Source organism: Marinobacter alexandrii (genome assembly GCF_005871205.1).
Taxonomy (GTDB): domain Bacteria; phylum Pseudomonadota; class Gammaproteobacteria; order Pseudomonadales; family Oleiphilaceae; genus Marinobacter; species Marinobacter alexandrii.
On sequence record NZ_SWKM01000012.1, the window covers coordinates 671,850 to 697,489 of the forward strand.

Sequence of the window (25,640 nt, forward strand, 5' to 3'; positions counted from 1 at the left end):
GGAGGAAAGCAAAATGGGTCTATACGTATTCCGCCTCCCAGATATTGGTGAAGGCACCGCCGAAGCAGAGATCGTTGAGTGGCACGTCAAGGTTGGAGATGCGATTGAGGAAGATCAAACCTTGGTCGACGTGATGACCGACAAAGCAACGGTAGATATCACTTCTCCCATCAATGGTGTAGTGACGGCCATCCATGGAAACATTGGCGACCAGGCGGCGGTGGGGGCTGCTTTGGTCGAATTGGAGGTAGAAGGTCCGGGTAACGTTGATGCGTCTGCCTCGAAAGTGGAAGAGACTCCCAAAGCTCCCGCGAGTCAGGAGCCTGTTCGCAAAAATGAAGACAGTTCTGAGCAAAAGCCTGATTCCGGAGAGCCCGTCGCGCTAAAGGCCGCGAGAGAAAAGCCGGAAAGGCCAAGCTATCGTTACCCCTTGCGTGACCCTGGTGACGAACCTCTGGCCGCCCCAGCTACGCGTAAACGGGCGTACGAGTTGGGCATCCCTCTTCAGTTCGTTCCCGGCACAGGCCCGGGTGGACGTATCACTCCGGAGGATCTGGATGCATACGTTGAACAGGGTGGTAGTGTCGGTTCAGCTAATTCGGCACGCGTTGCGCGCACTACGGTTAATGAACAGAAGATTATCGGCCTTCGCAGGAAAATTGCAGAGAAGATGCAGGATGCCAAGCAACGTATCCCGCACTTTGGCTTTGTTGAGTCTTTTGATCTCACTGAGTTGGAGAATCTACGAAAGGCACTGAATGCTGAACGCGAGAAAGGCGTTCCCAAGTTGACGCTATTGCCATTTTTTATGCAGGCCGTGGCAAAGTTGCAAGTTGAGTTCCCTGAAATAAACGCTCGGTTCGACGATGATGCAGGTGTTCTGCATAAATACGATGGCGTCCATATCGGCATAGCTGCGCAGACTCCGCAAGGACTGATGGTTCCGGTTGTCAGGCACGTTGAGTCGCTTGATATCTGGGAGTGCGCCAGAGAGTTGAGTCGCGTGACGGAGGCAGCGCGTCAGGGAACTGCGCGGCGGGAGGAACTCACCGGTTCGACCATTACTCTGACCAGCCTCGGAGTTCTGGGTGGTATTTCCGCGACGCCGATCATTAATTCGCCTGAAGTGGCGATCATCGGGCCGAACAAGCTTGAGGAACGTGCGGTCGTACGTGATGGTCAATGTGTTGTGCGGACGATGATGAATGTCTCGTCGTCTTTTGATCACCGTATTATCGATGGGCATGACGCGGCGAGCTTTATCCAGCGACTCAAACGATTGATTGAGAGACCCACTCTGATTTTCTTGGAGCGACCATGAGCGAAGTCATCAAAACAAAAGTGTTGGTTGTTGGCGGCGGGCCAGGCGGTTATGTTGCAGCTATTCGCTGCGGTCAGCTGGGCCTGGATACGGTACTTGTTGAAGGAGATCAACTGGGGGGGACATGCCTGATACGTGGGTGTATCCCCTCCAAGGCGATGATCCACGCTGCCAGTGAATTTTCCTCGATGGTTGAAACCGCCAGGAAACCACAGTTTGGTATCTCTCTAACCTCTCCCCCTGAGCTCGATCTTGCAGGAACTGTTGCCTGGAAAGACTCTATTGTTAATCGGCTTAATACAGGGGTGGGCGCACTTCTCAAACGAGCAAAGGTTAAGGTGATCGAGGGGTGGGGACGCTTTTCCGACGCGAAGACCTGCCAGGTAGAAACCTCCGACGGTACTGTCACCATCCAGAGTGAGCACGTGATTCTGGCGACGGGCTCGGCACCGGTTGAGTTACCGTTCTTACCTATGGGTGGAAAGGTCATCAGCTCTGCTGAGGCATTGTCACTTGCTGAGTTGCCCCGAAAACTGGTTGTCGTCGGTGCAGGCTATATTGGACTGGAGCTGGGAATTGCCTACGCGAAGCTCGGAAGCGATGTGACCGTTGTCGAGTCTACCGATCGGATTCTGCCGCTTTATGACAAGCAACTTGTTGAACCTGTCCGGCAATGGCTTGAGAAGCACGGTGTGAAGCTTCACCTCAATGCCTGTGCTAAAGGCGAGCGTGATGACGGTCTTGCCGTTGAGTTAGACGATGGAAGTGAAGTCGTTCTGCCAGCTGATAACATCCTGGTAACGGTAGGGCGTAAACCCCTGACTGAAGGCTGGGGGATGGAAAATATGGTTCTGGAGATGGACGGGCGTTTTGTAAAAGTGGATGAGCAGTGTGCTACTTCCACCAAAAATGTCTGGGCAATTGGCGATCTGGTTGGGGAACCGATGCTTGCTCATAAAGCGTCTGCCCAGGGCGAGGTCGTAGCTGAGATAATTGCTGGGAAAAAACGTCGATTCGATCCTGTCGCGATTCCGGCCGTGTGTTTTACCGAACCGGAGATCGTGAGTGTCGGCGTCGACGCTGGAGCACCTAACACAACCACGGGCGTGTTCCCAATGGCGGCCAGTGGCCGGGCTCTGTCAATGAATGCGGGTGATTCTGGCGGATTTGTAAGAGTAGTCGCGCATTCAGGGACCCATCGAATTCTTGGGGTTCAAGCCGTTGGGGCTCACATATCCGAGTTGACCGCGGCTTTTACTACGGCTATCGAAATGGGGGCCACCGTTGGCGATATAGAAAGCATTATCCAGGCACACCCAACCATGGGGGAAATGTTTCAAGAAGCATCTCTGAAGGTTTTGGGGCATGCGATTCATGCTTGATGATTCGCGGTGACCTGAAACCACGGCTTAAGGTTTGCGCTACGCTCAGGTCATCGAAGTTTTCATCTCACGAGCGATTTTCAGCGAGTTGGTTGATAACATTCAGGTAGTCATCCTGATACTGGAACTGGTCGGTGTAGTTGCAGTAAAGACAAGCCTTGAGAGAAAGTATGTTTCTAGAAGCTGAAATAAAGCTACGGATTAGTTCGGAGACTGCGAGCGCAATAAAAGAACACCCTCTGCTTAAACAGCGCCAGATTGAAGGCTGGCGTTCCGGCATTATCTACAATCAGTATTTTGATACTCCGGATAAGCAGTTAGCCTCAGAAGGCGTAGCCTTGCGTATGCGCCGCGACGGGGACCAGTATATCCAGACGTTGAAGTACAACGCCGACGGTCTTGCCGGAATGTCTGTCCGACAAGAGTGGGACTGGTACCTCAAGTCGCCTGATCTTGATATCAGCCTACTCGATAGCAGTTGCTGGCCAAAGAATCTGAAAAACCTGGATAAGTCGCGGCTCGCTCCTATATTTCGTACAGACTTCAAGAGAACGAGATCTCTTATACGCTGGCAGCGAGACCGTGAAAATATCGAGGTGGAAGCAGCGATTGATGAGGGCTCCATCGAAACTGCAGAAGGCTCTGAACTGATTTGTGAACTTGAGCTAGAGGTCAGAAAGGGGCCAGACGTTGCGATATTTGAGTTGGCGCAGAGCCTGGCAAAAGATACACCGCTCATGCCTTGTGATTTGAGTAAGTCTGAGCGGGGATACCGATTGTTGGCTCCGACTGCTCCGTCAGATGATCGAGAGCTGCCTAAGTGGCCTGGCACAGTGAAAGTCCGAACGGTCATGAGGGATATCGGCCAGGTCCTGCTAGCCGATATCGTGTCCCTTTCCGAGCATTTTCACGCGTCGCGTGATCGGCTCAGTTTCCATAGGCTGCATCGCAAACTCGGGATGTTGCACCAGTACTTTCAGATTTTCCGTTGCAACATACCCAAAACGGTTAGAAAGGAGCTGTTTGAGCACACGGACGCTTTCTTTGATGATCACCAGGTGGATGTATCTGTCAGCCTGAATGAGAGTGATCGCTATGACCACGCCGAGGCAATTTTCAGCGGCTGGATCGAGAGCAATCGGTGGGGGCAGCTCTTGATTGGTTTTGGAAGGTGGCTTCACAGTGAGCTTTCCGGGTCTGTGCCACCTCACGCAGCTCGTGAGGATATGTCTGATCACGTCGTGATGAGCTGGCTAAAAAACGAAATTGGTCGGACTGAGGGCATGGTTACGAAGCCCCTTGACAGCTGTTCGACCAAAGAAGCGTTAATGAAAAACGAAATGCCGCCGCGCCTACTTTTCCAGCGACTGTTCTTTATTTTTGGAAGTTTTTGGTCATTTCTCGATATTGATCGTCCTTCGTCGCTTATGCGAGAGCTTGAGGAAGTGTTGTCTAGTAATAATCGGGTTCCTCTGGGGGGCGAGAGGGAGCAAGAACTTTTAGACCGGTCCCTGAGAGAGCTGCAAGTATGGGATCGGCAACTCGCGAGCAAAATTCACCAATATGTCTTCTGATCAGAAAGACTATAAAAGACAAGACCATCGTTTGACTGGGAGAGACTGATGACCGATAAACCCTCAATTCTTATCACCGGCGGAGCACAGCGCCTGGGATTACATTGCGCCCGAAGGTTTGTCGAAGACGGACATCACGTCATCATTACATGTCGGCGCATGCGTGATGAATGGGCCCAAACGCCACTGAAGGGTATAGACGTTATTCAGGCCGATTTTTCGACCATTGGCGGCATCGAAGACTTCATTGCGGAACTCAAGTCGAGAAACGTCACGCTCAGGGCAGTCATCCATAATGCCTCGCTCTGGTTGGGCGAAGACGGCGGTCATGAATCGTTTCAGACTATGTTCATGATTCACATGCAGGCACCCTACATGATCAATATGGCCTGTAAGGGCCTTTTTGAGGCAGACGCTCCCGCCGATATCATTCATCTCACTGATTATGTCGCCCAACACGGTAGCGCCAAGCATGTTGCTTATGCCGCGACAAAAGCGGGTCTGGAGAATCTCACACAGTCATTCGCCCGACAGTTTGCGCCAGACATAAAGGTTAACTCCGTGGCGCCTTTTCTGATCATGTTCAATGAGGGTGACTCAGAGGAATACAAAGCCAAAGCGCTTACCAAGTCGGCGCTCCATATTGAGCCAGGGCCTGAAGTCGTTTATCAGTCTGTTCGATACCTGATGGATAACATTTATGTGACTGGGGAGTGTTTGAAGTTGGACGGCGGACGACATTTATAGGCTAGGAGTGATTACTATATAGGGTTGAGTCCACTTGCACTCAGGTAATGACGTCGCTGCTCCAACTTGGACTCTCCTTTGCTCTAAGTCTATGCCTAGGCCTTTGCTTCTACTAAGGTGTCCGAATATGACTCGGTAGCGGTTGTATTAAATACCGGGGCAAGTCGTTCGACCAACATTTCGGTAGCTCTTAGCTATCGTTCGATGAACCAATCCAGATAATTCATAACTGCCCGAAACCCCTTGGGCGTCTGAATCAGGTCCAGTGGCACCCCTTTCAGCGCCAAATTGTAGTCCCGCATCCAATGCGCGAGGTTCTCCCGATCATTTCCAATCAATATGATCAGTCTTGTTCTCAATTGATGTAGTAATTCCCGAACCTCAGGCTCTGAAAAACTGTTGCAGAGGTGAAGATCATCCAGCTCATGACGAGCCAGTCCGAGCTGGGTGGCAAACTCATCGATCGAATCATTGGTATTGCTGGCCATATTTCAGAAACTCAAGGTGTTCGAAAACCTCTTTGAGAGAGGCGAGTTCGCCTGCGCGAATGAACTCTGAAGGCGATTGGCCGCTAAATGGCGGGTTGTAATTCACCGCTGCCATGTAGCCGTAGTAGTTTTGGGGGTTCTGAAATAGTTCTCGAAGTGAGACGTGGATGTTCAATAGAAAGGAAATCCTCGCGAGATGATCAATTCCCAAGGCCCCCACCAATTCGCGCGAGCTCAGTAGTTGGGGCTCCACTCTCAGAATCTGGGCCTGGCCTATCTGGTCCAGTCCCCAGTTATCGAGAATCCGGATCGCGGTTCGGAGACGTTTCTGATCTCGTTCTGTGCTCCGTTCATTGCCCGTATGGGACGCCATCGACAATCTCCTCATACATTATTTTTCAGTTCATCAGCAAAGCTGGAAGATTTTGGGTAAACGACATTTTCATCCCCGGAAATGACAAAAGATCTTCGCTGGTCTAATCCGGTATAATTATCAAAATATTTATATAGTCATTGGACTGATGGTGCTCTGATCATCCTTGTGTCTTGGTTGCTGTGGATTATGGGCGGTTGATCGTTTTACTTAAAGTAAGTAGTCGCTTTTCTTCCACCCTTTAAATAAATTCCAACAGAAGAGTGGGTAAGATCGAAGGTGAAACGTGTTTTACGGACAAAAAGAAAAAAACACGTTTCAGTCGTAAGGACAGTCCGGTGATCCCCACTCTAATCCCACAGGACCGCCGACAGCGCCCTGAAGTTTTCGATGTTTGATCCAGGCAATGGCAACCTTGTCGAGTAGCTCGCAGGGCAGCTGTATTCGCGCCCTAAGCCCATGATGCTCGCCCTCTTTTTCGATCATTAGCTCTTTGGCATCGTCCAGCTCTAGATAAACGTCTTGCGGTTCTACAGAGTCCAAAGTGAGCTCATGGTAAAGGTGAAACATAGGCCCAGATGTGATGGAAGATTTAGTGCTCATTGCCGCTACCCGTTAAATACATCATACGTGATGTATTCCGCCGTTAATTTTCAGATGGCATCAGTTTTATCTCAAATTTTGAACGCGTGCAACTTGTCTGATCTTCTTTTTTATATTATCAGTTCTGTTTTTTTGGCATTAGATAAAACAAGTTTTACATATATAGATGGCGGGCATTTTTTTATTTGACCTTTGCCTTTATTTCAAGGTTTCATAAGTTTGTTAAAGATTTCCGAGGAGTGCTTGGTGAATTGTAACGTGAAGTATGTTTCTGTCGGTGATGTTGAACTTTTTCAGCCCGTTCAAAAGATTGCTGAAGCGGTTGCTAATGTCTGCGGGGCTCGTCTCGACACGATGCAGTTGTCGAGTTATGCCGTGGAGATCGCAGTCGCTTTGTCACCCTTGGTTGGCTTCAAATCGAAAAGCGGGAAGTACCGTATTATCGGCGGCTTGCGCTCGTTCTACCTCGTCAGGCAACTGGACGAAGCAGCAAAAGTCCCCATGGTAATTTTACCTCCTGACAGTATCCCCGACCCGAAAATCTTTGCCGCTCAGTCGGCGCTTATTGACGTCATTATGCGGGTGGTGGATCGCGAGTCAGCCTCACTCGTGGTTCCGTTGCTTTGGGGAGAACTTGAAGACAAACGGCACAGAGGGCAACTGTCACCGCGATTCGTCAGCAGGTCAGGAGTGGCAGAAGCCGTTGGCATTAACCGGCGAGACTTTTCCAAAAAACCTGCGCATTTTCGCTCTGAATTTCTGGCGCTGGGGAGGCAGGGTACATGAGTATTTTCCCGGAGCTGTCGCCTGAAGCAATTCAAGAAATTGGTCTGCGAGAGGATCTGTCGGGTGAGAGACATTTGAAGAGTGCGTTTTCGCAACTGGTACCGTGCCTTGAGGAGATCAACGGAGGTGTATTTGATCGAGGGACGCTGGAGAATCTTCAGTGGTGGATTGGCGATGAAAGCGCGACTTTTGAAGAAGACCCGTTCGATCGTTCGTCTGGCGCCCATGGGTTAAAAATGGATTTTCCCGTTCATGCACTGCTATTGCACATCGGCGCACGAAAAGGTTGGCCACAGGAGTACCTTCGTTTGAGCTGCCATGTGTTGTGGATTGCGAAGACTTTGCAGCAGGCGGTCGAGCGAAAAAATGAAATCGTTGGTAATCACGGTGGCCTTTTGGACAACTGTCGGGAAGTCTGCCGTCGAATGCGAATGTTACCTGCCGATGCGTTGGACCAATTTCCAGCCATACCGGGCTCGTCCGAGCGCTTGTACGAACTGGTTAGACACATCCCCTATGCACCCTCGAACAAGGGCCTTGCAAAGGCCCGGAAAGTCCTCGAGCGATGTCTGGCATATTCCTTTAAGCGGCGACGGTCCCCGCATCGTAATCTTTATCCAGGCGCACCGGGAGCAGAGGAGCTAAGCGCCAGGCAGGTTTGGGAGTCCCGCTTTAACTTGCCCGACCCCGACGATCAATACGTGGGTGAAGAGTGCTTTAAAATTCGGGAGGAGGTCGAGCCGTCTGGCCCGAGCCAGAAAAGCCTGAGAGATGCGGGAGCAGCAACGGAGGAGGCACTATCTCCGATAAAGCTCGTCATCGGAGATCGGCCTGTAAAGACGAGTTTGGGGGAATCGCTCTCCCATCAACCTTACCGAAGTCGAAACGCCTACCGGCATGCCGTGAAAAATCAGCAGACAGTCCCGTCTCGGTGGCCAAAGTTAAGCGCTTACGAGCTCTACGTGCTGTTTCGTGCTATTGCTGACAGCAATGCAGAAAACCCGGTCATTTCTGTTGCATTGCTCCTATCACTGATTACCGGCAGTTCACTGGCCGAGGTCACTAACGTCCAGCTCTATAATTCTTCAACGGACGTTCGAAAAAAGCTCAGAGCGAGCGCACTTTTTCTCGCGCCAAGTGACGGAATCTGGGGCAGAGGGGTGGTTCGGCCAAACCAGGCGAGGTCGAGGAAATCTGATTGGTTCCCGTACTTTGAGGCGACTCGAGCCGTCTTGCGGCTCCGCTTGCCCTATGAGTTGCGATTGATCCTGATCAATCGAATAAAAGAATTTCCGTCCGAACTCTTGCCAGAAAAGTCAGGCCCATTATTCCGACAGAAGTCCAAAGACATCATTGAGCCTGCGAAAGAACTCCTCTCTCGGCTCAACAAACGACACCAAACGAGGTTTACGCTTCTACGCATCCAACAGGCCCTCTTCGATGCGCTGACTGTCGGAGAGGGAGACAGAGCAGAAGCGGCTCTGATCACCGGACAAATGCCAACAACAGGTCAGATTGCATCACTTTATTATCACTTTGCCACGAAGTCACAGATCTCAGCTGCATACGCCCGCGCACTCTCCAAGTTTCCGATCGACATGTGGGTTGGAACTGGCGGGCGAGCCTACAAACATGGGCTGGGGCTGGGCTCCCAGATCTGTCCCAAGATTGAACCACTTCAGTTGCTTGTCAAAGATTTTCAGAGAGCGATCCGTCTGACAATGCAGCCGGGCGTTGGGTCAAAGGCCTGGATCGATTTCCACAACAGTTACACCCGATACGTGGTGATGATGGTGCTGTTTGTCACGGGTCACCGTGCCGTTCAGGATCCGATACCCTATGCCGAGGATATTGATTGGCAGCGAAGCCTCGTGTTGATTAACGACAAATCTGGCGATTCCGAACAGAAAGACCGCGTCGTGCCGCTGGTTCCTGAGTGCCAAAAGCAATTGAAACACTACATTCGTCATCGTAGCGTCGTTCTGAACCGCGTCCGCATACTCAAGCAAGACGGCGCCTTCGACAATTTGCCACTGTTTTTCTTTCTGACAACCGAACTGGTACCCGAAAGCGTTGGGCAGAAAACATTGACCGAATACCTGCAGGACACATACGACCTCCCCCTGAATATCAATCGACACCTGTTAAGAAGTAGCTTTAGGCGCGATGGTCTGCCCGGAACGGCAGTCGATGCTTTCATGGGGCACTGGTCCGACAGCCAAAACCCCTTCAGCCACTTTTCCACAATGGATCCGGTTACTTATTACGAGCAGTTTCGAGAGTCTATAGGCGAGCTGTTTTCAAAGATGGGCTGGGAAGCGTTGGAGGGATTGGCGTGACAGAGTTGAAGGCATGGGTTGGCTGGTCTCTGAAAGCGCTTAAAACCCGGGAAAGTCTGGGTGACAGAAACCGTAAAAATAAACGCGACGCTCGTCGCCTGAAAGAGAAGAGGGAAGCACTAAAGGTCCTGGAAGAAAAGGCCCCTTCGTTATTCTTGGGTGAGAGAGACGTTTCTCTAGAGCAAACTGAATTAGAGGCTATTCTGAGATGCTTGGGCGAGGGTGCTTGCAACCACGATTATCGGGATCGATATAATTTTCTCGTCACCGGGCTCGCTAAAGGGGTTCGTGAGCTTGGATGGCGACTGGACGTGCCCAGTCCCATTCGAGTGTATCACCCCCCGAAGTCCGCGATTTCTGTCGACGGCCAGCGACGAGGTCGACCATATCGTGAGCTTCTACAGATCGCTTCTCAACATCTGGAATGGCAACGATCAGAGGTCGTGATCCCCGGTCGCAAAGAAGCCCGTTTTAGTGCAACGCAAGTCGAAGCAGGCCGTCTGATTTTTTCTGCAATTACTCGAGGCGCGCTGCTCAACGCGAGTTGGGTGACAGCGCTGCCAAAGGCTATTGAACGAGGCCCTTGGTCAGAGGAAATGGGAATATCTCTAGAATTGCGTATGAGAGATATCGGGGCCTACCGATCCGATCTGGATGTCACCAAAGCGCAGGCCACTCGGCGCTGGTTTCCAGATCCGATTACGTCGATGTTGTTACTTCGGTGGTATAGAAAGTTTGGGCGATCATGGCCTTTCTCTCAGGAAGCACCTCACTATCAGATTGAGGTGTGTTTGGCAGCATTCTTGAACGCCTTAGCTTTGCCCAAGGCTCTGGATATACCTCGCCTGACATCCCAAAAAAATGGGCGCCCCAGAATCACGCGGTGGTTGCAGGAACACGCCTGTAGAGAGGCCGCCAAAGACTACCCCGGCTTTCTAATACATTACGCGAGTTCTTTGGAGTCCGGCCCTTCCGTCCCGAGAGAAGCCTGGTTACGACTGCAGACTGGTTTAATTGCCGGGGACACGAACAATGAAACTGGACATCAAGAAGACCGGCTTTGGGCCCCCGTAAGGGGCGAGAAGTCCATTCCGGTTCAAAGGGCGCTAGACGGCGGACGGCTTGGCAAGGACCATAAGGGCGCTTTGAGGCGTCTAAACCAATGCCTCCTACAGCGTAAAGAGGACGCCGGAAGCGACCGCTCGACATCCAAAGCGACCAGGGCTCTCGAACGATTTATTGAAGCTTCCCAGGATGGCCCGGTTGTCTTAACCCTTATTGCTCAGTGGCTGCTATATAGGCTTCGTCGTCGTTCACTCAATGAGAAAAAGCTGGCTCTTTCTTCGGCGAAACAATACCTGCAATCCATCGGCAAACCTTTGCTTGTGGCCAGCCTTGATGATCCAGATCTAGGGAGCTACGACGGCGATGATTGGACTGAGCTGTACGAAAAAGCGATCCTCATCAGCCCCAGCCGCGAGAGCCAGGCTTATCGTCGCCAGCGCCTGCATCAGTTTCATACCTGGCTCTGCCGGGAGTATTCAGTTCCGCAGGTGGATCTTGATCACGACTCCGCGACCCCGCGAAACGTTGATGCAAACTTTTTAACCCCGCGCGAATACAGTCGGGCGGTAGAGTGGTTGGAGTGTATCCCCAATCAGCGGCAGGCAAGCACCTGCTCTTTGGTTCTAACCATCGCTTACCGCTGTGGAATGAGGCGAGGGGAAGTGGCCCGTCTTCGGCTGCAGGATTTGGAGGGGTTGATGGAGCCGGGTTTCGGGAAGGTCTCGATTCGGATGATGAATCAGCGCGGGCACAAACTAAAATCCCTTTCTTCTGTCCGGAGAATTCCTGCCTGGCTGTTGTTTACTGATGAAGAACTACAAAAACTCCGGCGTTGGGTTGGGCAGAGAAAGCATGAGCTCGGAGGCGAACGCCAGAACGCTTTTTTGTTTTCGCCGGAAGGAAGTTCCACCTCAATCGCCTATGACAACGACTGCTTTAAGTTGGTGACCCGGGCAATGCAATCGGCCAGTGGTGATCCGACAATCAGGTTTCATCACAACCGGCACAGCTTCGCTACGTTCAATTTTTTGAGGTTGCTGGAGGCTGAGCCTGGCGAGCTGACCCTCAATCACTGGGTAATGGATGAACGCGGCAAGGCACTCCTGCCCCATTGGGCGAAGGACTTCTCTCAGTTGGCGGATCTGGGAAGCGCTGGAGCACCAACACAATCGCATCTTTGGGAGCTCTGTACCTGGTGTGGGCACCTGTCTCCAGGAGAAACCATGTCAACTTACAGCCATCTGTTGGACTGGATGTTAGGTGTTTATTTGTGCAAACGCAGGGATCCGGAGCTCTCGTTGACTCAACAGGCACAACTGCTTGGGGTTGGCGACTCTGGAATCGAAAAGTTTCGCGGTCGAAACGGGCTTTCAGGCCAGACTCGAGCGCAAGAATTCCAGTATATCTTGCGGCGGAAATGGAAACGTTCATTCGTGAAAACCCATTGGTTTCGAAGCAAACTTCCCGCCCAACCTGAATTGCAAGCAACAGAAAATAGTCCGCTTGATCGAGTCTCCCCTATGCTTTTGTACGACATGTTTTCAGCGTTGGACAAGCTATCACAGAGAGATGTCCACCTGGCTCAAATGCCCGAGGGTGACGCGTTTCGCGCGTTGGCGGATAGTTATGATCTTCCGCTTGCTTCGATTCGGGAGTGGTTTTATCGCGCCGAACTACTCTCGAACACGACAACCCAACGGAACACGCCCCAACTCAGATTCCATCGTACTCAGTACCGAAAGGAGCGCACGCTGCCTGAGACGCGTCCCGATCATGCGCCAGCCATAGAAATTCTTATCGCACCGCCAAGGGAGAAAGTGCTGAAGGCAGAGTCTGACAAGGTTTTTCGGCATTTAACGGAGTTATTCGCAAGCGAGCCGGCGATGGTCATGGACGTTTTGGCCGCTTGTGCAAAGAGCTTTCAGCGATCCAAGACGCAGATCAAACTCAGGAACGTGGCCGATAAGCGAGATTTTCTCAGAGTCATCGACTCGATTGGATTAAAAGGCCGAGCCTTTGTTGACCTGGTGGTTGCCCCTGAACTTGATGCAAAGGTAGCGAAGACATACTGGTCCGAAGCGTTGGGTGTTTCCGCTGAGCGGATCAAGGTTCGCGGGGGTAAGCCTGGTCAATCCCGACCTTTGCCGAACGGGACTGCTCATATTGATTTCTACCCAGACAGGCGCGGCAATCGAAGTACCTGGACGGTGGTCGAGTTTGTTCTGGTGTCTGCCGTTATTCTATTGCCGCCGATTGAGAGGGTGGGCGGAATCCTGGTCGATGCCCGGAAAAGAAGCCGGTCTGCCACGGACGCAGCGTGACAGACCGGCACGACTTTAAGTTAGAGGATGTCAGGAAGCTGCACGAATTCTTCGATGAAACCGTATGGCGGTTGGCCAAAATGAAGAATGAGTAAAAGTGCGAAAATTCGTTCGTAGAGCCCTGGTATCCGATTCTCCTGCGTTTGAAGGGCGAGGAACGCCCGGATGCTGCCAGACTCTGATTGCAGCAGTAGTTGCACTGCAGTCTGCTCCTCACGGCTTTCTTGCGCGATGATCATGACGACGAGGTAGGTGCCGACCTCATGGGACGATTTCCTCATCATGGCAAAACGATTCATTGGTCTGCCTCCCAGCGATTCAGCGACTTTTCCAGCTCGACCATCAAGAATGCGAGCGTCTGACTAGTTGGATGTAATCCATGCTCCAGCAATTGAGAACGTACCCATGTCTGTAGTGCCTCCAGGTTGGATAGTTCCTCTCCAGTGCCAAGCCAGTAAATTAGCTGACGCCCGGATTGGATCTGGAGGGCACAGTTCAGGGCATCAGCAAGCTTATAAACAAACTGCGGGTCAGGTGCCAAGGCCCGGTTGTTATTCTGAATCACAGTAAGATTAGGTTTCATCGGACACCTCCTTTGGTTTGCTGTCGAATTCGGTAATAAGAAGTCGCTCAAAAGCTGACCCATCCCGTCGGGTGAGATTCGGCACATACCGTGAATACACCCGAAACAGCATTTCAGTCGTTGTGTGGCCCATCTGACGAGCAATCCACTCCGGATTCTCCCCGGCCGCCAGCCACAACGTAGCCGCGGTGTGGCGTGTTTGATAAGGACGTCGCTTGCGTAAGCCCAGGTGTCGAAGCAGGGGGTACCAAACCCGCTTAGTGACATTGTTGTGGTTCATCGGGCCACCGGTCCGTGTGGAGAAAACGAAGTTCATTTTGCCCGTCGCTTTCTTCTGATTGTTCAGCGCATCCACAACCAGTTGAGACATTTCGATGGTGCGGAAGGAGCCATCGTTTTTGGTGTATTCCAGACGTCCCTGAACCAATGCCTGACGAACCAGAATCTGGCGCCTTTTGAAATCCACGTGGTCCCATTGAAGCCCGTCGATCTCACCAGTGCGCATCCCGGTGAAGAATCGAACGACGTAATAATTCCGGAAGTCAGGTCGAACGGTATCGATGATTTGCTTCACCTCTTCGATACTGAACGGTTCGACATCAGTCCTTGGGACCTTCAGTGATTTAATCCCGTGATAGGGTGAGCTAAACTCAAATCGGTTGGCTGCTTCGCTAAGGATCATGCGCAAAGGCGTCATGATTCGGTTGATACGACTGGCTGAAAGATGTTTTTCGCTCTGGGTTGTAACTTTGGCGAGTGAGGCCCGGAAATCGAGAACGTCTTTTTTGGTGATGCGGCCAACCTCTTTTTCCCCGAAACAAGGGTTGAGGTAGTTTTTCAATGTTCCCTCCACGGTGGTGATGTGTGACAGGCGCCACTGGATCTTCATTTCGTCGAGCCAGTCCTTCGAGAAGGCTTCGAACAACGGCGTGTCATGTGTCTCCCTGGCTCGTTGTACTTCCGCTTGTTTGGTGAACTCCTTTGCACGAGGGCTGTTGGGGAAGTAGCGGTGGTACTCGAACGTGCCGAGCGTGATCTCCGCCTCAATTTTCTTGAGGATACTTTCCAGTTTTTTGCGATTTGCCGGCGTACTATCGAGCGTTGTCTGCTCCCTACAGCGCTTGCCGTCATATCTGAAGTCAAAAAATAGTTTGCCCGTTTCTGGGCGCTCTACGATCTTACCCACGGCACACACCTCCTCCGGCCATTGGTACGGCAAAGGCATGGCTGCTGGAGTGATTGAGCATGTCCTGCTCGATAACGTCCCAAATGTAGAGGATCTTGCGACCACCGAACGGCCTGAAGTAGTGCACACCCTCAAGCAGGACCGAGTCTTTCAAACGTTCGCGAATGGTCCGGGTGTCGTACTTGATCCGTTCGGCCAGTTCTTCAGTAGTGAGATATTCCTGTGACATAAGAAAACTCCTTTGATATTGTCAGCCATGGAGGGCAAAAGGTTCGTGTTGCGCCTCAAAATGTCCTCCTGTAGATCATTATGCACTCATAAAGACCTTTTGCAAGTCTTTTTGATCTCCTGTGGGTTAATTTGTTCTTTGGTGGGCCAAATGATTAAGTGCCATCTGTCTAAGCTGATGGGTGAGAAGAAGCTCAAGATTGTTGATGTGGCAAGGGAAACGGGCGTGAACCGGGGCACTATTACCCGGCTTTATCATGAGACCGCTAGCCGCGTTGAGCTTGAAACAATTGACGCTCTTTGCCGCTACCTAAAGTGTGAAGTCGGTGAGTTGTTCGAATTCGTTGACTGAATGTCGAAGCGATTCTTCTCTATGGTTCTAACACAAGTTAGGTAAATCTTTCGGGTGAGTTCTGGTGAGACATGTCGGAAAACTTTTTTAAAGCAGAAACGCTTGACGATTTAATGCACGAGGTTTTAGAAAAACTCCTGTCGTTGGACGAATATGTAGAAGCTAGTCGCGGCCGCATGAAGGAGCTGTTCGGGGCGACCTTCCTGCTCACGAACCCTCGTGCCAGGTTGAGTAGAAGTGAGAGCAAGGGAAAGCTTTTCAGTGCCTTAGGAGAGTTTCTGTGGTATTTGACAGGGAAAAATGATCTCAAGTTCATAAAATACTATGTTGGGTCGTTTTATGAAGGTGAATCAGAAGACGGAATTACAGTTCGCAGTGGCTATGGTGAGCGACTATTCAATCATGGGGGGTGGATAAATCAGATCCAAAATATAATTAATTTGTTACAAGAAAAGCCTTCTTCAAGACGGGCTGTAATACAATTGTTCGATGCTTCTGACCTAGCTGTACCATATAAATCGATCCCTTGTACTTGTACGCTCCAGTTTTTAATTAGAGGTGGTCAGCTAAATCTACTGGTGAATATGAGATCGAATGATGCCTATTGGGGCCTACCTCACGACGTTTTTGCATTCACCATGCTCCAAGAGCTAATTGCTCGCTCGGTCGGGGTGGATGTTGGGGTTTACCAACACTGCGCGGGTAGCTTGCATCTATATGAAGATCACCTAGACAAAGCCCGTGGGTACGTGGAAGAAGGCTGGATGAATAAAATCTCTATGAATCCAATGCCGGTAGGTGATCCTTGGCCCGCAATCAATGAGGTGAAAAGGGTTGCCGATTTGGTGAGGTGCGACGGGTGTGTTGACGTTAATGAGATTAACATTGACATCAAGCCATACTGGCGCGATGTCTGTTTTCTATTGATGTGGCTACAAAGCTTCAAACTCAAGGACTTTTCCAAGTGTTCGGAGATCCAAAGGGGCATCGGTGATCGGGCATACCATATTTTTATTGATGATAAGTTGGCTAATCGGAAGCCTTAATCGAATCAATATGCTCAATTGCTCGCAGTAATTCTTCTACGGCTAGGCGATGTAACGGCGATTTCCCCGCAAATTTTTCCACTCTTTCCCCAAGATCAGTGTTCGGGTTTTTGTATAAGGTCTCAACTTGCAAAAAATTGCATATTTTTTGTAAATTTTTTGAGGCGAATTTGAAACTAGCAGCTTCGAACCTGGAAATCTGGCTGCTGTTAACTCCAGTAATATTTTCTAGTTCAGCCAAAGTTAGGCCGATTGATAGCCTTTTTTGGTAAATTGCTTTCGCAAGAATAGCTGATTCGTTTTTATTGAGTTTTCTGTTCATTCGGCATAATATATTGCAAAAAATGCAAATTGAAAAGGACTGAGTTAGATGGCAGTTTATGTGGATAACTCACGAGTGCAGTGGCAGGGTAAGGAGTGGTGCCACATGGTTGCAGATACTTTGACCGAGTTGCACCAATTTGCAGAGAGTATTGGAATGCGACCAGAGTGGTTTCAAGCCAGTGCTTCTTATCCGCATTATGATGTTACGGTGGCGAGAAGACAGCTAGCACTGAGTCAAGGAGCGGTTGTTGGTGAACGGAGGCAGATTATTCGCTGTGCTAAAAAGCTAAAGGCTGAGCAAACCTTAATCTTGGGGGCGGAATACAGGCAACTGGGCCTGCTGCTATGATTTTTGAGTACCTCAAAATTTCAGAATAAAGGTGGTGATATGGACGCGAAGAATATTTTATCGGACCTGTTGCGTCGCCTCGGCCGCCCATCCTTGGAAGAAGCCAGTGTGATTCAATGGGCTGCACCAGTGATTTCGTTCGGTGACGTGTTTTCTTCAAGAGTTGCGACCCTCGGGTTAAACCCAAGTAATCGAGAGTTTGTTAATGCTGAGGGCCAGGAGCTGATAGGTAGCGATCGGCGCTTTCACACCCTGACGTCTTTAGGGCTGGATAGTTGGTCGCAAGTAGAGGACTGCCACCTGGACTTAATCCTGGAGTCGTGTAGGGGCTATTTTCACGGCAATCCATATGATTCTTGGTTTCAAGCGTTGGAGCGACTCTTCGTTGATGCTGGTGCATCGTATTACGGTATGTTCGCAGATGCGTGCCATTTAGACCTTGTCCCATATGCCACAACGACTAAATGGGGGGCGCTCAGTACCAGTCAGCGTTCTTCACTGCTCAGCGAATCTGGTGATGTTCTAGGTCTTTTGCTTAGACAGTCGGAGGTTGAAGTGATAGTTCTCAATGGCCAATCAGTGATTGAGAACTTGAAAGTAATTGCTGAATGTTCTTTTAGAAAAGTGCCTGTCCAGGATTGGATGTTGCCGCGAAAGAACAGCAGAGGAGTCGAGGGCTTCGCATATACCGGAAAATTGAGGCGTATATCTGGAATAGACCTAGGCAGGGAAGTGTCACTCTTAGGATATAATCATAACCTCCAGAGCAGTTTTGGTGTTACCTCGCAAGTTCGTCAAGGGATTCAGAAATGGATTTCCAATAGTGCTATGGAGGTGTTCTGTTGAGGGTTGCGAGACAAAAGTTATTTGAGCAGCTCGATGCAGCACTCACAGATTACATCGCTAACGAGCGGGAGCTTCAAGGGCTAGATGCAACAGAGAATCGCGTGGTATTCATCGATCAAGTTGTTGATAGTATCCGGCGAGTCGAGTTCGCGAGAAAGCTGGGATCTCGTCCAATAAGCAAATCCCGAACTGATCCGAAAAGCGACCTATTTGACCCGCTCAGGGCGGCAGTATGGCATAGAGTTAACGGAAATATTGAAGAGGCTAGCTGGTTAGTTTTTTTAGCTACCCATTTCGGTAAGAATCTGGAATCGAATTGGAGGCTTGCTCAGGATGTGTATGGAGCTTTGGGTCAGGATTTATGGACATGGGACAGAGTGTATTCTGACCCTGAGGGGATTAGTCGGTGGTTGAAGTCCAACTTTCATTCAATGCGGACAGACGGTATAGCTCGCAAATTTGGAAACCATAGAAAGTACGAGTCCATTGATCCAAGTAAGTCCATAGCAACTGGTCTCGTTGTGGAGAGTTACGTGGCTTGGGTTGCTCAATATGGGAGTCATCAAGCTATGTTTGACGCCGCCTATAGAGCAGCGGGTGGTGATAAGAGGGTTGCATTCAATTGGCTCTATAAAGACATGAATGTTCTAAGATTCGGACGCATGGCTAAGTTCGACTACCTCACTATGTTAGCTAAGCTTGGAGTTATTCATATCGAGGCAGATTCTCCATACATTGTTAACTCAACAGGTCCCTTGAGAGGCGCAAAGCTGCTTGTTTCTGGGCACACTCATTCCGATATGACACCTCATGAAGTTGATGCCGAGGTAGTTAAGTTGGCAGACTCATTGGGGGTTGGAATGCAAGAGATTGAAGATGCTATTTGCAACTGGCAAAAAAGCCCGAGCCGATATAAGCATTTTAGAGGTTAGTACAGACAATTAGGGCTCCGTTATGCAGAGGTTAGTTGCTTTTCCGTGTAACGGGTTTTAAGTCTGTTAAGCATGTTGAAGGGGCAGTGCCCGTGATTTTGCATCTGGCCTACGACAATTCCTGGCGAAATGCCGATCTTTCTTGCGAATCTCATCACTGTTCTGGTGTTCACCGGAAGCCGTAAAAATTCAGGCTGGTGCGCCTCAGGAATAAGAATGTCAAAAGAGAACTGGTTCGCTTCTGTTTCTTGCTTACCTTGGTTTTGCTCGCAATTCTCGATAAATTCTTTGTGGAGAACCAAGTGCCCCGCTTCATGGAAGAAAGTAAACCAAAAATGATCGTCAGATAAGTAGCGTCCGCTCATCATTATGTTGGCTTTTTGCGGGCTTAGAAGCCTAGTCGCGCCACTGGCTTTGCAACCTTTGGGAGATGGTTCGATAACTAATGCCACCCCTGCGTTTGCGCATATTCGTTTCAGCTCAGGAATGAAAATCTCCGGCCTCTTCTGGCGAGTTAGGTCTCTTATTTTGGATAGTGCTCCGAAGAATTGATCTTGATCCCACGCTTCGCATTTGATTTTTGAGGCCTCAATCTCACCTTTCCGCAGCCAAGCCAAAGTTGCGCCTTCGTCTGAGCCAAATGTCGGAGACGTCCGGAATGCGGGAAGTCGATGGCTCCCGTCGTAATGTTGAAACCAATCAGAGACAGACGGCAAATCAAAGTACCGTAGACAGGCAGCGATTTTTTGGGAGGACTTTTTGACAGGAGGAACCCAGCCTAAGTCTGCCATTTCTTTCACTGGGAATTGGTTTGCCCATTCCTCGTTGTTTTTGAGTCTATCCAGCCCCGCTCGGAACTGTTCCTCACGAGTTAACCAGAAGTTAGGTGAGCCTCCAACAATCTCTGTAAGCTTCATCGCCAAATCAGAGTTAATTGCCCGCTCTCCACGGAGCAATTGATGGGTATTCTCGACAGTGGTGTCGATTTCTTGGGCGAGATCGTAAGGCGAAAGTCCTTGTTCATTCAGAAAATCTAGGATTGTTTCGCCGGGCGGGCTGACCCAGTCAGGTAAAAAGCTAGCGCTTTCAATCATTGCGTTTCTCCACGCCAAGGATCTTGATGCGTCGAACCTTAGACCAATTTATTATCCCGTTCTCTAAATGTGGTGCTTTGCGATGGCCTGACTCAAAGAATAGCGCGTATCCGTGACTTAGCTTTATGAGGCACCTGGAGTCGTACTTATCAAGCTCCTGGAAGCCCCAGGGCATTGCCGAGAGCTCTGATACATTGGCCATCGCGCTTAAATCTGCCAGACGGCGCCTAAGCAAAGATGCCAGCTGTCGGCCAAGGTCCTCTTCTGCGAGATGTCCGCTGAGGCAGAGCGTTCTAATCTCTTTATTGGCAAATGCTAGTTCCAAATCCTTTGGGTCTCGGCTCTTTTCATGGTGAGTTTTGTCGGCTGTTACAAATTCTGAAAGAGTGTAGCCGATCGACTTCACTTATAAAACGTCGACGCATTAAGGTTTTCTGCCTAAACGATAGAGAATCTGGTTAGGTCTTTTGAGGCGGTAGGTCGGTTTGAGGGCAAAGGTCAGCATTTTTGCGCTCAGAACAATCCCGGCTAAGGTATGGACACACCGTGGACACAGTTTGGACACAGGCTCTATTTCGTGTGCCAAACGGAACAATTTGAAAAACCGGGCAAAGGTAATTACCTGATTTGAAGCCTGGGTGATTTCGGATTTGGGAATCGGAGATGAAAGAAAGATCGGGGCCGTAACGTGCTGATTTACCATTAAGATGGCCCGCCCGAGAGGATTCGAACCTCTGACCTCCGCCTCCGGAGGGCGGCGCTCTATCCAGCTGAGCTACGGGCGGTCTTCAACAAAGTTGGCATGTTTGACCGTTGCCTTCGGTTCCGGATTTTCTCTCTGACCCTTGCCTCCGGAGGGCAGCGCTCTATCCAGCTGAGCTACGGGCGGAACGAAAGTTAACGGCAGTGCGTTAATTTCGAGTGCGCAATCTTACGTGCGCAGACGAACTCTGTCTAGCCCCATCCCCAGATGTCTCGATTCGATCACTCTTGAGTCCACCTGTGAAAGGTTCTCGATCTCGGTTGAAAAGATGTTTTTGTTTTTTATCAATCGATTTCAGGTTCAAAGAGTGTATCTGCTATCCCCATACCAAGAGATCGATTTGGAATAAGTAATGATAAATATAATCGTTAGTGGTTATACCTTTTCGTGAATCTGTCAAATTTTTGACTGTTATTCCTCTGTTGTTTTTGCCGCATCTTTACCGATCACTGCCACGAAAACAGCTACTTGCCTCAGTTGTGTAGAGTTCCGCTCCAGGCCATTTCCGAAGACATGTAAAAGCGTTCATTGCGAAAGAATTGTCGTTCTGTAACGGGAAGTTAACGCACTGTTTCTGTACGTTTTTGGTTGTTTCAGGGGGCAATCTGCCTGGCCAGAGCCGTCGGATGCCGATGTGTCGAGTGCCGCGCCAGAGGTTTCGATTAGTGCAGCAATACGGCTGAAATTATCGAACTCAGGGTGGCATTTCCGGAGACATATCGTGGTAGGTGCGAGGTTGCGCATCGCTCGAGCGGATAACGGCAGAAATCAGGCAGTGGCCACTGAAAGTCGCGAAACAGATGAATGATTGATTCACCGGAAGGGGACATAGGGATGCGAGTAAGCATATTTGGTTTGGGGTACGTGGGTGCCGTTTGTGCCGCTAGCCTGGCGCGCCGCGGTCATGACGTTATTGGGGTGGATGTATCGCCGGTGAAGATCGATCTGATCAACAGCGGTCGTTCGCCCATTGTGGAGCCGGGGCTGGAAGAGCTGCTGGCGGAAGGTGTTCGCTCCGAGCGGATTCATGGCGTTACCGATGGTGCCGAAGCCGTGCTGGAGTCGGATCTCTCGATGATCTGCGTAGGCACGCCCAGCAAGCCCAATGGCGACCTGGATCTGATGTTTGTTGAGAAGGTTGCGCAGGATATTGGTGAAGCTCTTCGAACGAAGTCGTCCTGGCACCTGGTTGTCGTACGCAGCACGGTACTGCCGGGCACAGTGCGTGATCTGGTCATTCCCGTGTTGGAAAAGGCATCGGGCAAGCGGGCCGGCGAAGATTTCGGTGTTTGTGTAAACCCGGAATTCCTGCGCGAGAGCACCGCGATAAAGGACTACGACCACCCACCGATGACTGTCATCGGCGAGTTGGACGAGCGCTCCGGTGATCTGCTGGCAGAGCTGTACGGCGATCTGGATGCGCCGCTGATTCGCAAGCCAATCGAAGTGGCGGAGATGATCAAGTACACCTGCAACGTCTGGCACGCCACCAAGGTGAGCTTCGCCAACGAGATTGGCAACATCGCCAAATCCATGGGTGTTGATGGCCGCGATGTCATGGACGTGATGTGCGTCGATAACAAGCTGAATATCTCCCGTTACTACATGCGCCCGGGCTTTGCTTTTGGTGGCTCCTGTTTGCCGAAAGACGTGCGTGCGCTGAATTATCGGGCCAACCAGATGGACGTTCGCAACCCGTTGCTCAGCTCCATCATGAACAGCAACAGCGAGCAGGTGGCCAACGCCTTCAACATCGTGACCGGGTATGGCGCCCGCAAGATCAGCATGCTGGGGCTCAGCTTCAAATCCGATACCGATGACCTGCGGGAGAGCCCACTGGTGGAACTGGCCGAACAGCTGATCGGTAAGGGCTACGACCTCAAGATCTTCGACCGCAACGTCGACTACGCCCGTACTCACGGCGCCAACCGGGAATACATCAACCAGAAGATTCCCCATCTCTCCAACCTGATGGACAGCGATCTGCGCGGCGTGGTTGAGCACGGTGAAGTGATCGTGGTGGGTAACAACGATGAGTTGTTTGAAACCGTCATTGCCGATGTGCCCAAGGGCAAACGCGTTGTCGATCTGGTCGGTTTTATGAAGACCACCACCAACGACGTGCTCGAGGGCATCTGCTGGTAATCCGCCGTGCTCAAAACCAGGCCCGGTCCAACGGGGCGGGCCTGATTGTGCAGCTTTTAGGTATCTGGAGACTCTGATAATGACATGGATGACGGATAACGTTTTCTCCCGCACAGGAGGCTGGCTGCTGTACGTGGCCATTCTTGGTGCTCTGGCGGTAAGTCTACCGCGGGAGTTTATTGTGCCGGGCGGAGCCCATTTCATCCTGCTGATTGGCGGGATCGGGCTCTGGCGCTATTCCGTGGGCATTATTCACTTCGTTCGGGGCATGTACTTCCTGCACGTTGCCTACCCTCGGCTGCGGGCCAAGGCCAGGAGCCTGGGCGACGAGGCTGCGCCATCCCATGTCTATCTGATGGTGACCAGCTTCCGCATTGATGCGGAAACCACCGCCAAGGTCTACGCCTCGATTATTCGAGAGGCGGTCGAGTGCGGCTGGCCTACCACCGTAGTGGCGTCGATCGTGGAGCTGTCGGACGAGATGCTGATGCGGGCAATCTGGCGTCGGCTGGATCCGCCCGAGCGGGTCCAGCTGCGTCTGGTGCGGATTCCGGGTACCGGCAAGCGCGATGGCCTGGCGTATGGCTTTCGGGCGATCTCCCGGGACGTGCCCGATGACGACGCTGTGGTGGCGGTGGTTGATGGTGACACCGTGTTGAACCCCGGTGTGGTCCGGGGCACGGCGCCGTATTTCAGGCTGATGCCAAACGTGGGCGCGCTGACCACCAACGAGTTCTGCGAGGTGCACGGCAGTTACCTGATGTCGGAGTGGCACAAACTCCGGTTTGCCCAGCGCCACATCAACATGTGCTCGATGGGTCTGGCCCGCCGGGTACTGACCCTGACCGGACGGATGTCGGTGTTCCGCGCCAGTGTGATCACTCGCCCCGAATTCATCGGTGACGTGGAGTACGACTCGCTCAAGCACTGGCGCCTGGGCCAATTCCGGTTCCTGACCGGTGACGATAAATCCAGCTGGTTCAGCATGATGCGCCTGGGCTACGACACCTTCTACGTGCCTGATGCGTCCATTCACACGGTGGAGCACCCGCCGGATCCGAGCTTCATCCGTTCCGCCCGACAGCTCATGTTCCGTTGGTATGGCAACTCCCTGCGGCAGAACACCCGGGCCACCAAGCTGGGCCCCCGTCGGCTGGGCTGGTTCACCTGGTACGTGCTCTGGGATCAGCGCATTTCCATGTGGACCAGCATCCTTGGCCTGACGGCCGCGATCGTCGCGTCGATCAAATACTCCGGCGTGATCCTGGTGGCCTACCTGCTCTGGATCGGTTTGACTCGCTTGGTATTGAGCACCTTGTTGATGGCGACCGGTCATCCAGTGGGGCCGGCTTATCCGGTCATCCTCTACTTCAACCAGATTTTTGGGTCACTGATGAAGATCTACGTGTTCTTCCGGCTCGATCGGCAGTCCTGGACCCGTCAGAAAACCAGCAACAGCGGCGACTCCGCCTCGTTTCAGCAAAAGCTGAACCGCTGGTCATCGCGGGTCATGACCTTCTCCGCGGTCAGTGTGTTTCTGGCGACCGTCATGTTCATCGTCTGACTCGCCAGCACCGGGACGACATGTTTTTAGCGATTTCAAACAAGCAAGGGATTAAACAATGAATACGGCAGCGATAGCACCGCAGTTTGTCCACGAATCCGAGGCCCAGAGACAGTTTGCCCGGGTTCGCATCCCGGCCAAGCTGTTCGTCAAGCTTGATGGCACCACGGTGAGGTTTCCCATTGAGGATATGTCCGCCGGTGGTTTTGGCATCAAGCTCGGCAACGAAGGCCTGCGCCGCGGGCAGGTTTATAACGGGCGCCTGGTGTTCCGCATTGACGGCTTCGACCTCGCCGTGGATGTGGAATTCGTGCCCAGGAACTTTACCGGGAACGATGGCCGCTGTGGCTGTGAGTTCCAGAATCTGGGCGCCAACGAAGTCTCGGTTCTGCGCTACCTGATCACCTCGTTCCTGAGTGGTGAGCTGGTTTCCGCCGGCGACGTGCTTAACACCCTGTCCCGTGAAAACTTCACCAAGGCCCGTAAGGGTAAAGGCAGCCAGGCGCTGGGCTTCTTTGCCAGTGCTAGGGCGATGGTGGTCAGCCTGGTGATGATGGCTGTCGGACTTATTGCGGTGGCCTTTATTGGCTACCAGCTCTGGCAGATCTACTTCGTGACGACGGCGGAATCGGCCATGGTGGCGTCTGAAAACGTGCCGGTCCGGCTCCCGAAAGACGCCAAGGTGACCACCCTGGTGGAAGCCGGGGATCAGGTTGAGGCTGGCCAGGCCATCGCCTCCTTTGATGCGCCCATGCTGTCCTACGTTAACGACCTGGTGGGCAATGGCAATTACACCGTGGAGCAGATTGAGGAGCTGTTGGGCCAGAGCGTGCGCGGCACCCTGACCAGCCCCTGTGACTGCAAGGTGCTGAACATGCTGCCGGCCAAAGACCAGTACATGAGCAAAGGTGAAAAGTTGGCCGTATTGGCGCCCACCGATGCCTCGGCGCACGTGATTGCCCGCTTCAACTTCGAAGATGGCGGAGACCTTGAAGAAGGGCAAGCGGTCACTCTTCGCATGTCGGGTGGCGAGACCCAGACCGGCCGGATCGAGTCGCTGTTTGTCGATTCGGAAACGCCAAATCAGCCGGGTAACGCCATCAATGCGTTGATCCAGGCTGATGAAGCCTTGCCGATGCAATCTGTCGGCCGGCCCATTGGTGTCACCGTGGACGTGTTCCAGATGGCAGCTGTTGACGGTCTGGTCGACCGCGTTGCCGGACAGTGAG

Annotated in this window: 24 protein-coding genes and 1 tRNA gene; 15 read left to right on the top strand and 10 right to left on the bottom strand. The window is 51.7% G+C overall.

Annotation, left to right across the window (positions count from 1 at the left end):
• The first annotated feature begins 13 nt into the window (after positions 1–13).
• From FCS96_RS10050 to folM, 4 genes are all read left to right on the top strand, one after another.
• On the top strand, positions 14–1,321 hold the full coding sequence (locus FCS96_RS10050; RefSeq protein WP_138440207.1) for a dihydrolipoamide acetyltransferase family protein: 1,308 nt from the start codon (positions 14–16) through the stop codon (positions 1,319–1,321).
• The gene (gene lpdA / locus FCS96_RS10055) at positions 1,318–2,703 is read left to right on the top strand and encodes a dihydrolipoyl dehydrogenase (RefSeq protein WP_138440208.1); all 1,386 of its coding nucleotides are present in this window, start codon (positions 1,318–1,320) and stop codon (positions 2,701–2,703) included. The genes FCS96_RS10050 and lpdA overlap by 4 nt, the downstream gene beginning before the upstream one ends.
• Positions 2,704–2,873: 170 nt before the next feature.
• Positions 2,874–4,277 carry a CYTH domain-containing protein gene (locus FCS96_RS10060; protein WP_138440209.1) on the top strand — a complete coding sequence of 468 codons (1,404 nt, stop codon included), beginning with the start codon at positions 2,874–2,876 and terminating at the stop codon, positions 4,275–4,277.
• A gap of 48 nt (positions 4,278–4,325) precedes the next feature.
• Positions 4,326–5,024 (top strand): dihydromonapterin reductase, encoded by a 699-nt coding sequence (folM, locus tag FCS96_RS10065; RefSeq protein WP_138440210.1) that lies wholly within the window; start codon positions 4,326–4,328, stop codon positions 5,022–5,024.
• Positions 5,025–5,218: 194 nt separating this feature from the next.
• Here folM and FCS96_RS10070 read toward each other — a convergent pair whose 3' ends face one another.
• The 3 genes from FCS96_RS10070 to FCS96_RS10080 form a co-directional block, all read right to left on the bottom strand.
• Positions 5,219–5,512 carry an MbcA/ParS/Xre antitoxin family protein gene (locus FCS96_RS10070; RefSeq protein ID WP_138440211.1) on the bottom strand — a complete coding sequence of 98 codons (294 nt, stop codon included), beginning with the start codon at positions 5,510–5,512 and terminating at the stop codon, positions 5,219–5,221.
• Positions 5,493–5,885 (bottom strand): hypothetical protein, encoded by a 393-nt coding sequence (locus tag FCS96_RS10075; RefSeq protein WP_138440212.1) that lies wholly within the window; start codon positions 5,883–5,885, stop codon positions 5,493–5,495. The genes FCS96_RS10070 and FCS96_RS10075 overlap by 20 nt, the downstream gene beginning before the upstream one ends.
• A 318-nt stretch (positions 5,886–6,203) precedes the next feature.
• Positions 6,204–6,428, bottom strand: coding sequence for a hypothetical protein (locus tag FCS96_RS10080; RefSeq protein WP_228264067.1), 225 nt, complete (start codon positions 6,426–6,428; stop codon positions 6,204–6,206).
• Positions 6,429–6,734: 306 nt separating this feature from the next.
• On the opposite strand from FCS96_RS10080, the gene FCS96_RS10085 reads away from it, so the two are divergent.
• The 3 genes from FCS96_RS10085 to FCS96_RS10095 are packed head-to-tail and all read left to right on the top strand — an operon-like array spanning position 6,735 to position 12,999.
• Positions 6,735–7,274, top strand: coding sequence for a hypothetical protein (locus FCS96_RS10085; protein WP_138440214.1), 540 nt, complete (start codon positions 6,735–6,737; stop codon positions 7,272–7,274).
• The gene (locus tag FCS96_RS10090; protein ID WP_138440215.1) at positions 7,271–9,613 is read left to right on the top strand and encodes a site-specific integrase; all 2,343 of its coding nucleotides are present in this window, start codon (positions 7,271–7,273) and stop codon (positions 9,611–9,613) included. The genes FCS96_RS10085 and FCS96_RS10090 overlap by 4 nt, the downstream gene beginning before the upstream one ends.
• Positions 9,610–12,999: a tyrosine-type recombinase/integrase gene (locus FCS96_RS10095; RefSeq protein WP_138440216.1), complete on the top strand. Its 3,390-nt coding sequence runs from the start codon at positions 9,610–9,612 to the stop codon at positions 12,997–12,999. The genes FCS96_RS10090 and FCS96_RS10095 overlap by 4 nt, the downstream gene beginning before the upstream one ends.
• 20 nt (positions 13,000–13,019) lie before the next feature.
• Here the strand turns inward: FCS96_RS10095 and FCS96_RS10100 are convergent, their stop codons facing one another.
• The 4 genes from FCS96_RS10100 to FCS96_RS10115 are packed head-to-tail and all read right to left on the bottom strand — an operon-like array spanning position 13,020 to position 14,997.
• Positions 13,020–13,298, bottom strand: a complete 279-nt coding sequence (locus FCS96_RS10100; protein WP_138440217.1) for a hypothetical protein — start codon at positions 13,296–13,298, stop codon at positions 13,020–13,022.
• Positions 13,295–13,582, bottom strand: a complete 288-nt coding sequence (locus FCS96_RS10105) for a hypothetical protein (RefSeq protein WP_138440218.1) — start codon at positions 13,580–13,582, stop codon at positions 13,295–13,297. Before FCS96_RS10105 ends, FCS96_RS10100 begins: the two co-directional genes overlap by 4 nt.
• Positions 13,572–14,768, bottom strand: coding sequence for an Arm DNA-binding domain-containing protein (locus FCS96_RS10110; protein ID WP_138440219.1), 1,197 nt, complete (start codon positions 14,766–14,768; stop codon positions 13,572–13,574). The genes FCS96_RS10105 and FCS96_RS10110 overlap by 11 nt, the downstream gene beginning before the upstream one ends.
• Positions 14,761–14,997: a hypothetical protein gene (locus FCS96_RS10115; RefSeq protein ID WP_138440220.1), complete on the bottom strand. Its 237-nt coding sequence runs from the start codon at positions 14,995–14,997 to the stop codon at positions 14,761–14,763. Before FCS96_RS10115 ends, FCS96_RS10110 begins: the two co-directional genes overlap by 8 nt.
• Positions 14,998–15,147: 150 nt before the next feature.
• Here FCS96_RS10115 and FCS96_RS10120 point away from each other — a divergent pair, with 150 nt between their 5' ends.
• The gene (locus tag FCS96_RS10120; RefSeq protein ID WP_138440221.1) at positions 15,148–15,348 is read left to right on the top strand and encodes a helix-turn-helix domain-containing protein; all 201 of its coding nucleotides are present in this window, start codon (positions 15,148–15,150) and stop codon (positions 15,346–15,348) included.
• Between the two features lie 71 nt (positions 15,349–15,419).
• Complete coding sequence (locus tag FCS96_RS10125; protein WP_138440222.1) at positions 15,420–16,394, top strand: thymidylate synthase; 975 nt, start codon at positions 15,420–15,422, stop codon at positions 16,392–16,394.
• On the opposite strand, the gene FCS96_RS10130 is transcribed toward FCS96_RS10125, so the two are convergent.
• A complete protein-coding gene (locus FCS96_RS10130) occupies positions 16,378–16,716 on the bottom strand; it encodes a helix-turn-helix domain-containing protein (protein ID WP_138440223.1) in 339 nt (112 codons plus the stop codon). The genes FCS96_RS10125 and FCS96_RS10130 overlap by 17 nt on opposite strands.
• Before the next feature lie 48 nt (positions 16,717–16,764).
• On the opposite strand from FCS96_RS10130, the gene FCS96_RS10135 reads away from it, so the two are divergent.
• From FCS96_RS10135 to FCS96_RS10145, 3 genes are read left to right on the top strand one after another with little or no spacing between them, the layout of a single operon-like run.
• Positions 16,765–17,067, top strand: coding sequence for a DUF4031 domain-containing protein (locus tag FCS96_RS10135; RefSeq protein WP_138440224.1), 303 nt, complete (start codon positions 16,765–16,767; stop codon positions 17,065–17,067).
• Positions 17,068–17,106: 39 nt separating this feature from the next.
• Positions 17,107–17,913 carry a hypothetical protein gene (locus FCS96_RS10140; RefSeq protein WP_212747070.1) on the top strand — a complete coding sequence of 269 codons (807 nt, stop codon included), beginning with the start codon at positions 17,107–17,109 and terminating at the stop codon, positions 17,911–17,913.
• A complete protein-coding gene (locus FCS96_RS10145) occupies positions 17,910–18,845 on the top strand; it encodes an alpha-glutamyl/putrescinyl thymine pyrophosphorylase clade 3 protein (protein WP_138440225.1) in 936 nt (311 codons plus the stop codon). Before FCS96_RS10140 ends, FCS96_RS10145 begins: the two co-directional genes overlap by 4 nt.
• A gap of 20 nt (positions 18,846–18,865) precedes the next feature.
• On the opposite strand, the gene FCS96_RS10150 is transcribed toward FCS96_RS10145, so the two are convergent.
• Both FCS96_RS10150 and FCS96_RS10155 read right to left on the bottom strand, forming a co-directional pair.
• Positions 18,866–19,939: an ImmA/IrrE family metallo-endopeptidase gene (locus FCS96_RS10150; RefSeq protein WP_138440226.1), complete on the bottom strand. Its 1,074-nt coding sequence runs from the start codon at positions 19,937–19,939 to the stop codon at positions 18,866–18,868.
• A 708-nt stretch (positions 19,940–20,647) separates the two neighbouring features.
• A tRNA-Arg gene (locus tag FCS96_RS10155) sits at positions 20,648–20,724 on the bottom strand.
• A gap of 812 nt (positions 20,725–21,536) precedes the next feature.
• On the opposite strand from FCS96_RS10155, the gene FCS96_RS10160 reads away from it, so the two are divergent.
• The 3 genes from FCS96_RS10160 (at position 21,537) to FCS96_RS10170 (ending at position 25,639) form a co-directional block, all read left to right on the top strand.
• The gene (locus tag FCS96_RS10160) at positions 21,537–22,847 is read left to right on the top strand and encodes a nucleotide sugar dehydrogenase (protein WP_138440227.1); all 1,311 of its coding nucleotides are present in this window, start codon (positions 21,537–21,539) and stop codon (positions 22,845–22,847) included.
• Between the two features lie 88 nt (positions 22,848–22,935).
• Positions 22,936–24,411 (top strand): glycosyltransferase family 2 protein, encoded by a 1,476-nt coding sequence (locus FCS96_RS10165; protein WP_273429884.1) that lies wholly within the window; start codon positions 22,936–22,938, stop codon positions 24,409–24,411.
• A 58-nt stretch (positions 24,412–24,469) separates the two neighbouring features.
• Positions 24,470–25,639: a PilZ domain-containing protein gene (locus FCS96_RS10170; RefSeq protein ID WP_138440229.1), complete on the top strand. Its 1,170-nt coding sequence runs from the start codon at positions 24,470–24,472 to the stop codon at positions 25,637–25,639.
• Position 25,640: the final 1 nt, after the last annotated feature.

Bases quoted from the DNA above. Each gene is read 5' to 3' on its own strand.
- folM (WP_138440210.1), top strand. From the start codon at position 4,326: ATGACCGATAAACCCTCAATTCTTATCACCGGCGGAGCACAGCGCCTG.
- FCS96_RS10060 (WP_138440209.1), top strand. From the start codon at position 2,874: ATGTTTCTAGAAGCTGAAATAAAGCTACGGATTAGTTCGGAGACTGCG.
- lpdA (WP_138440208.1), top strand. From the start codon at position 1,318: ATGAGCGAAGTCATCAAAACAAAAGTGTTGGTTGTTGGCGGCGGGCCA.
- FCS96_RS10130 (WP_138440223.1), bottom strand. From the start codon at position 16,716: ATGAACAGAAAACTCAATAAAAACGAATCAGCTATTCTTGCGAAAGCA.
- FCS96_RS10070 (WP_138440211.1), bottom strand. From the start codon at position 5,512: ATGGCCAGCAATACCAATGATTCGATCGATGAGTTTGCCACCCAGCTC.
- FCS96_RS10165 (WP_273429884.1), top strand. From the start codon at position 22,936: ATGACGGATAACGTTTTCTCCCGCACAGGAGGCTGGCTGCTGTACGTG.
- FCS96_RS10160 (WP_138440227.1), top strand. From the start codon at position 21,537: ATGCGAGTAAGCATATTTGGTTTGGGGTACGTGGGTGCCGTTTGTGCC.
- FCS96_RS10115 (WP_138440220.1), bottom strand. From the start codon at position 14,997: ATGTCACAGGAATATCTCACTACTGAAGAACTGGCCGAACGGATCAAG.
- FCS96_RS10120 (WP_138440221.1), top strand. From the start codon at position 15,148: ATGATTAAGTGCCATCTGTCTAAGCTGATGGGTGAGAAGAAGCTCAAG.
- FCS96_RS10105 (WP_138440218.1), bottom strand. From the start codon at position 13,582: ATGAAACCTAATCTTACTGTGATTCAGAATAACAACCGGGCCTTGGCA.
- FCS96_RS10170 (WP_138440229.1), top strand. From the start codon at position 24,470: ATGAATACGGCAGCGATAGCACCGCAGTTTGTCCACGAATCCGAGGCC.
- FCS96_RS10090 (WP_138440215.1), top strand. From the start codon at position 7,271: ATGAGTATTTTCCCGGAGCTGTCGCCTGAAGCAATTCAAGAAATTGGT.
- FCS96_RS10100 (WP_138440217.1), bottom strand. From the start codon at position 13,298: ATGAATCGTTTTGCCATGATGAGGAAATCGTCCCATGAGGTCGGCACC.
- FCS96_RS10075 (WP_138440212.1), bottom strand. From the start codon at position 5,885: ATGGCGTCCCATACGGGCAATGAACGGAGCACAGAACGAGATCAGAAA.
- FCS96_RS10140 (WP_212747070.1), top strand. From the start codon at position 17,107: ATGGACGCGAAGAATATTTTATCGGACCTGTTGCGTCGCCTCGGCCGC.
- FCS96_RS10150 (WP_138440226.1), bottom strand. From the start codon at position 19,939: ATGATTGAAAGCGCTAGCTTTTTACCTGACTGGGTCAGCCCGCCCGGC.
- FCS96_RS10125 (WP_138440222.1), top strand. From the start codon at position 15,420: ATGTCGGAAAACTTTTTTAAAGCAGAAACGCTTGACGATTTAATGCAC.
- FCS96_RS10135 (WP_138440224.1), top strand. From the start codon at position 16,765: ATGGCAGTTTATGTGGATAACTCACGAGTGCAGTGGCAGGGTAAGGAG.
- FCS96_RS10050 (WP_138440207.1), top strand. From the start codon at position 14: ATGGGTCTATACGTATTCCGCCTCCCAGATATTGGTGAAGGCACCGCC.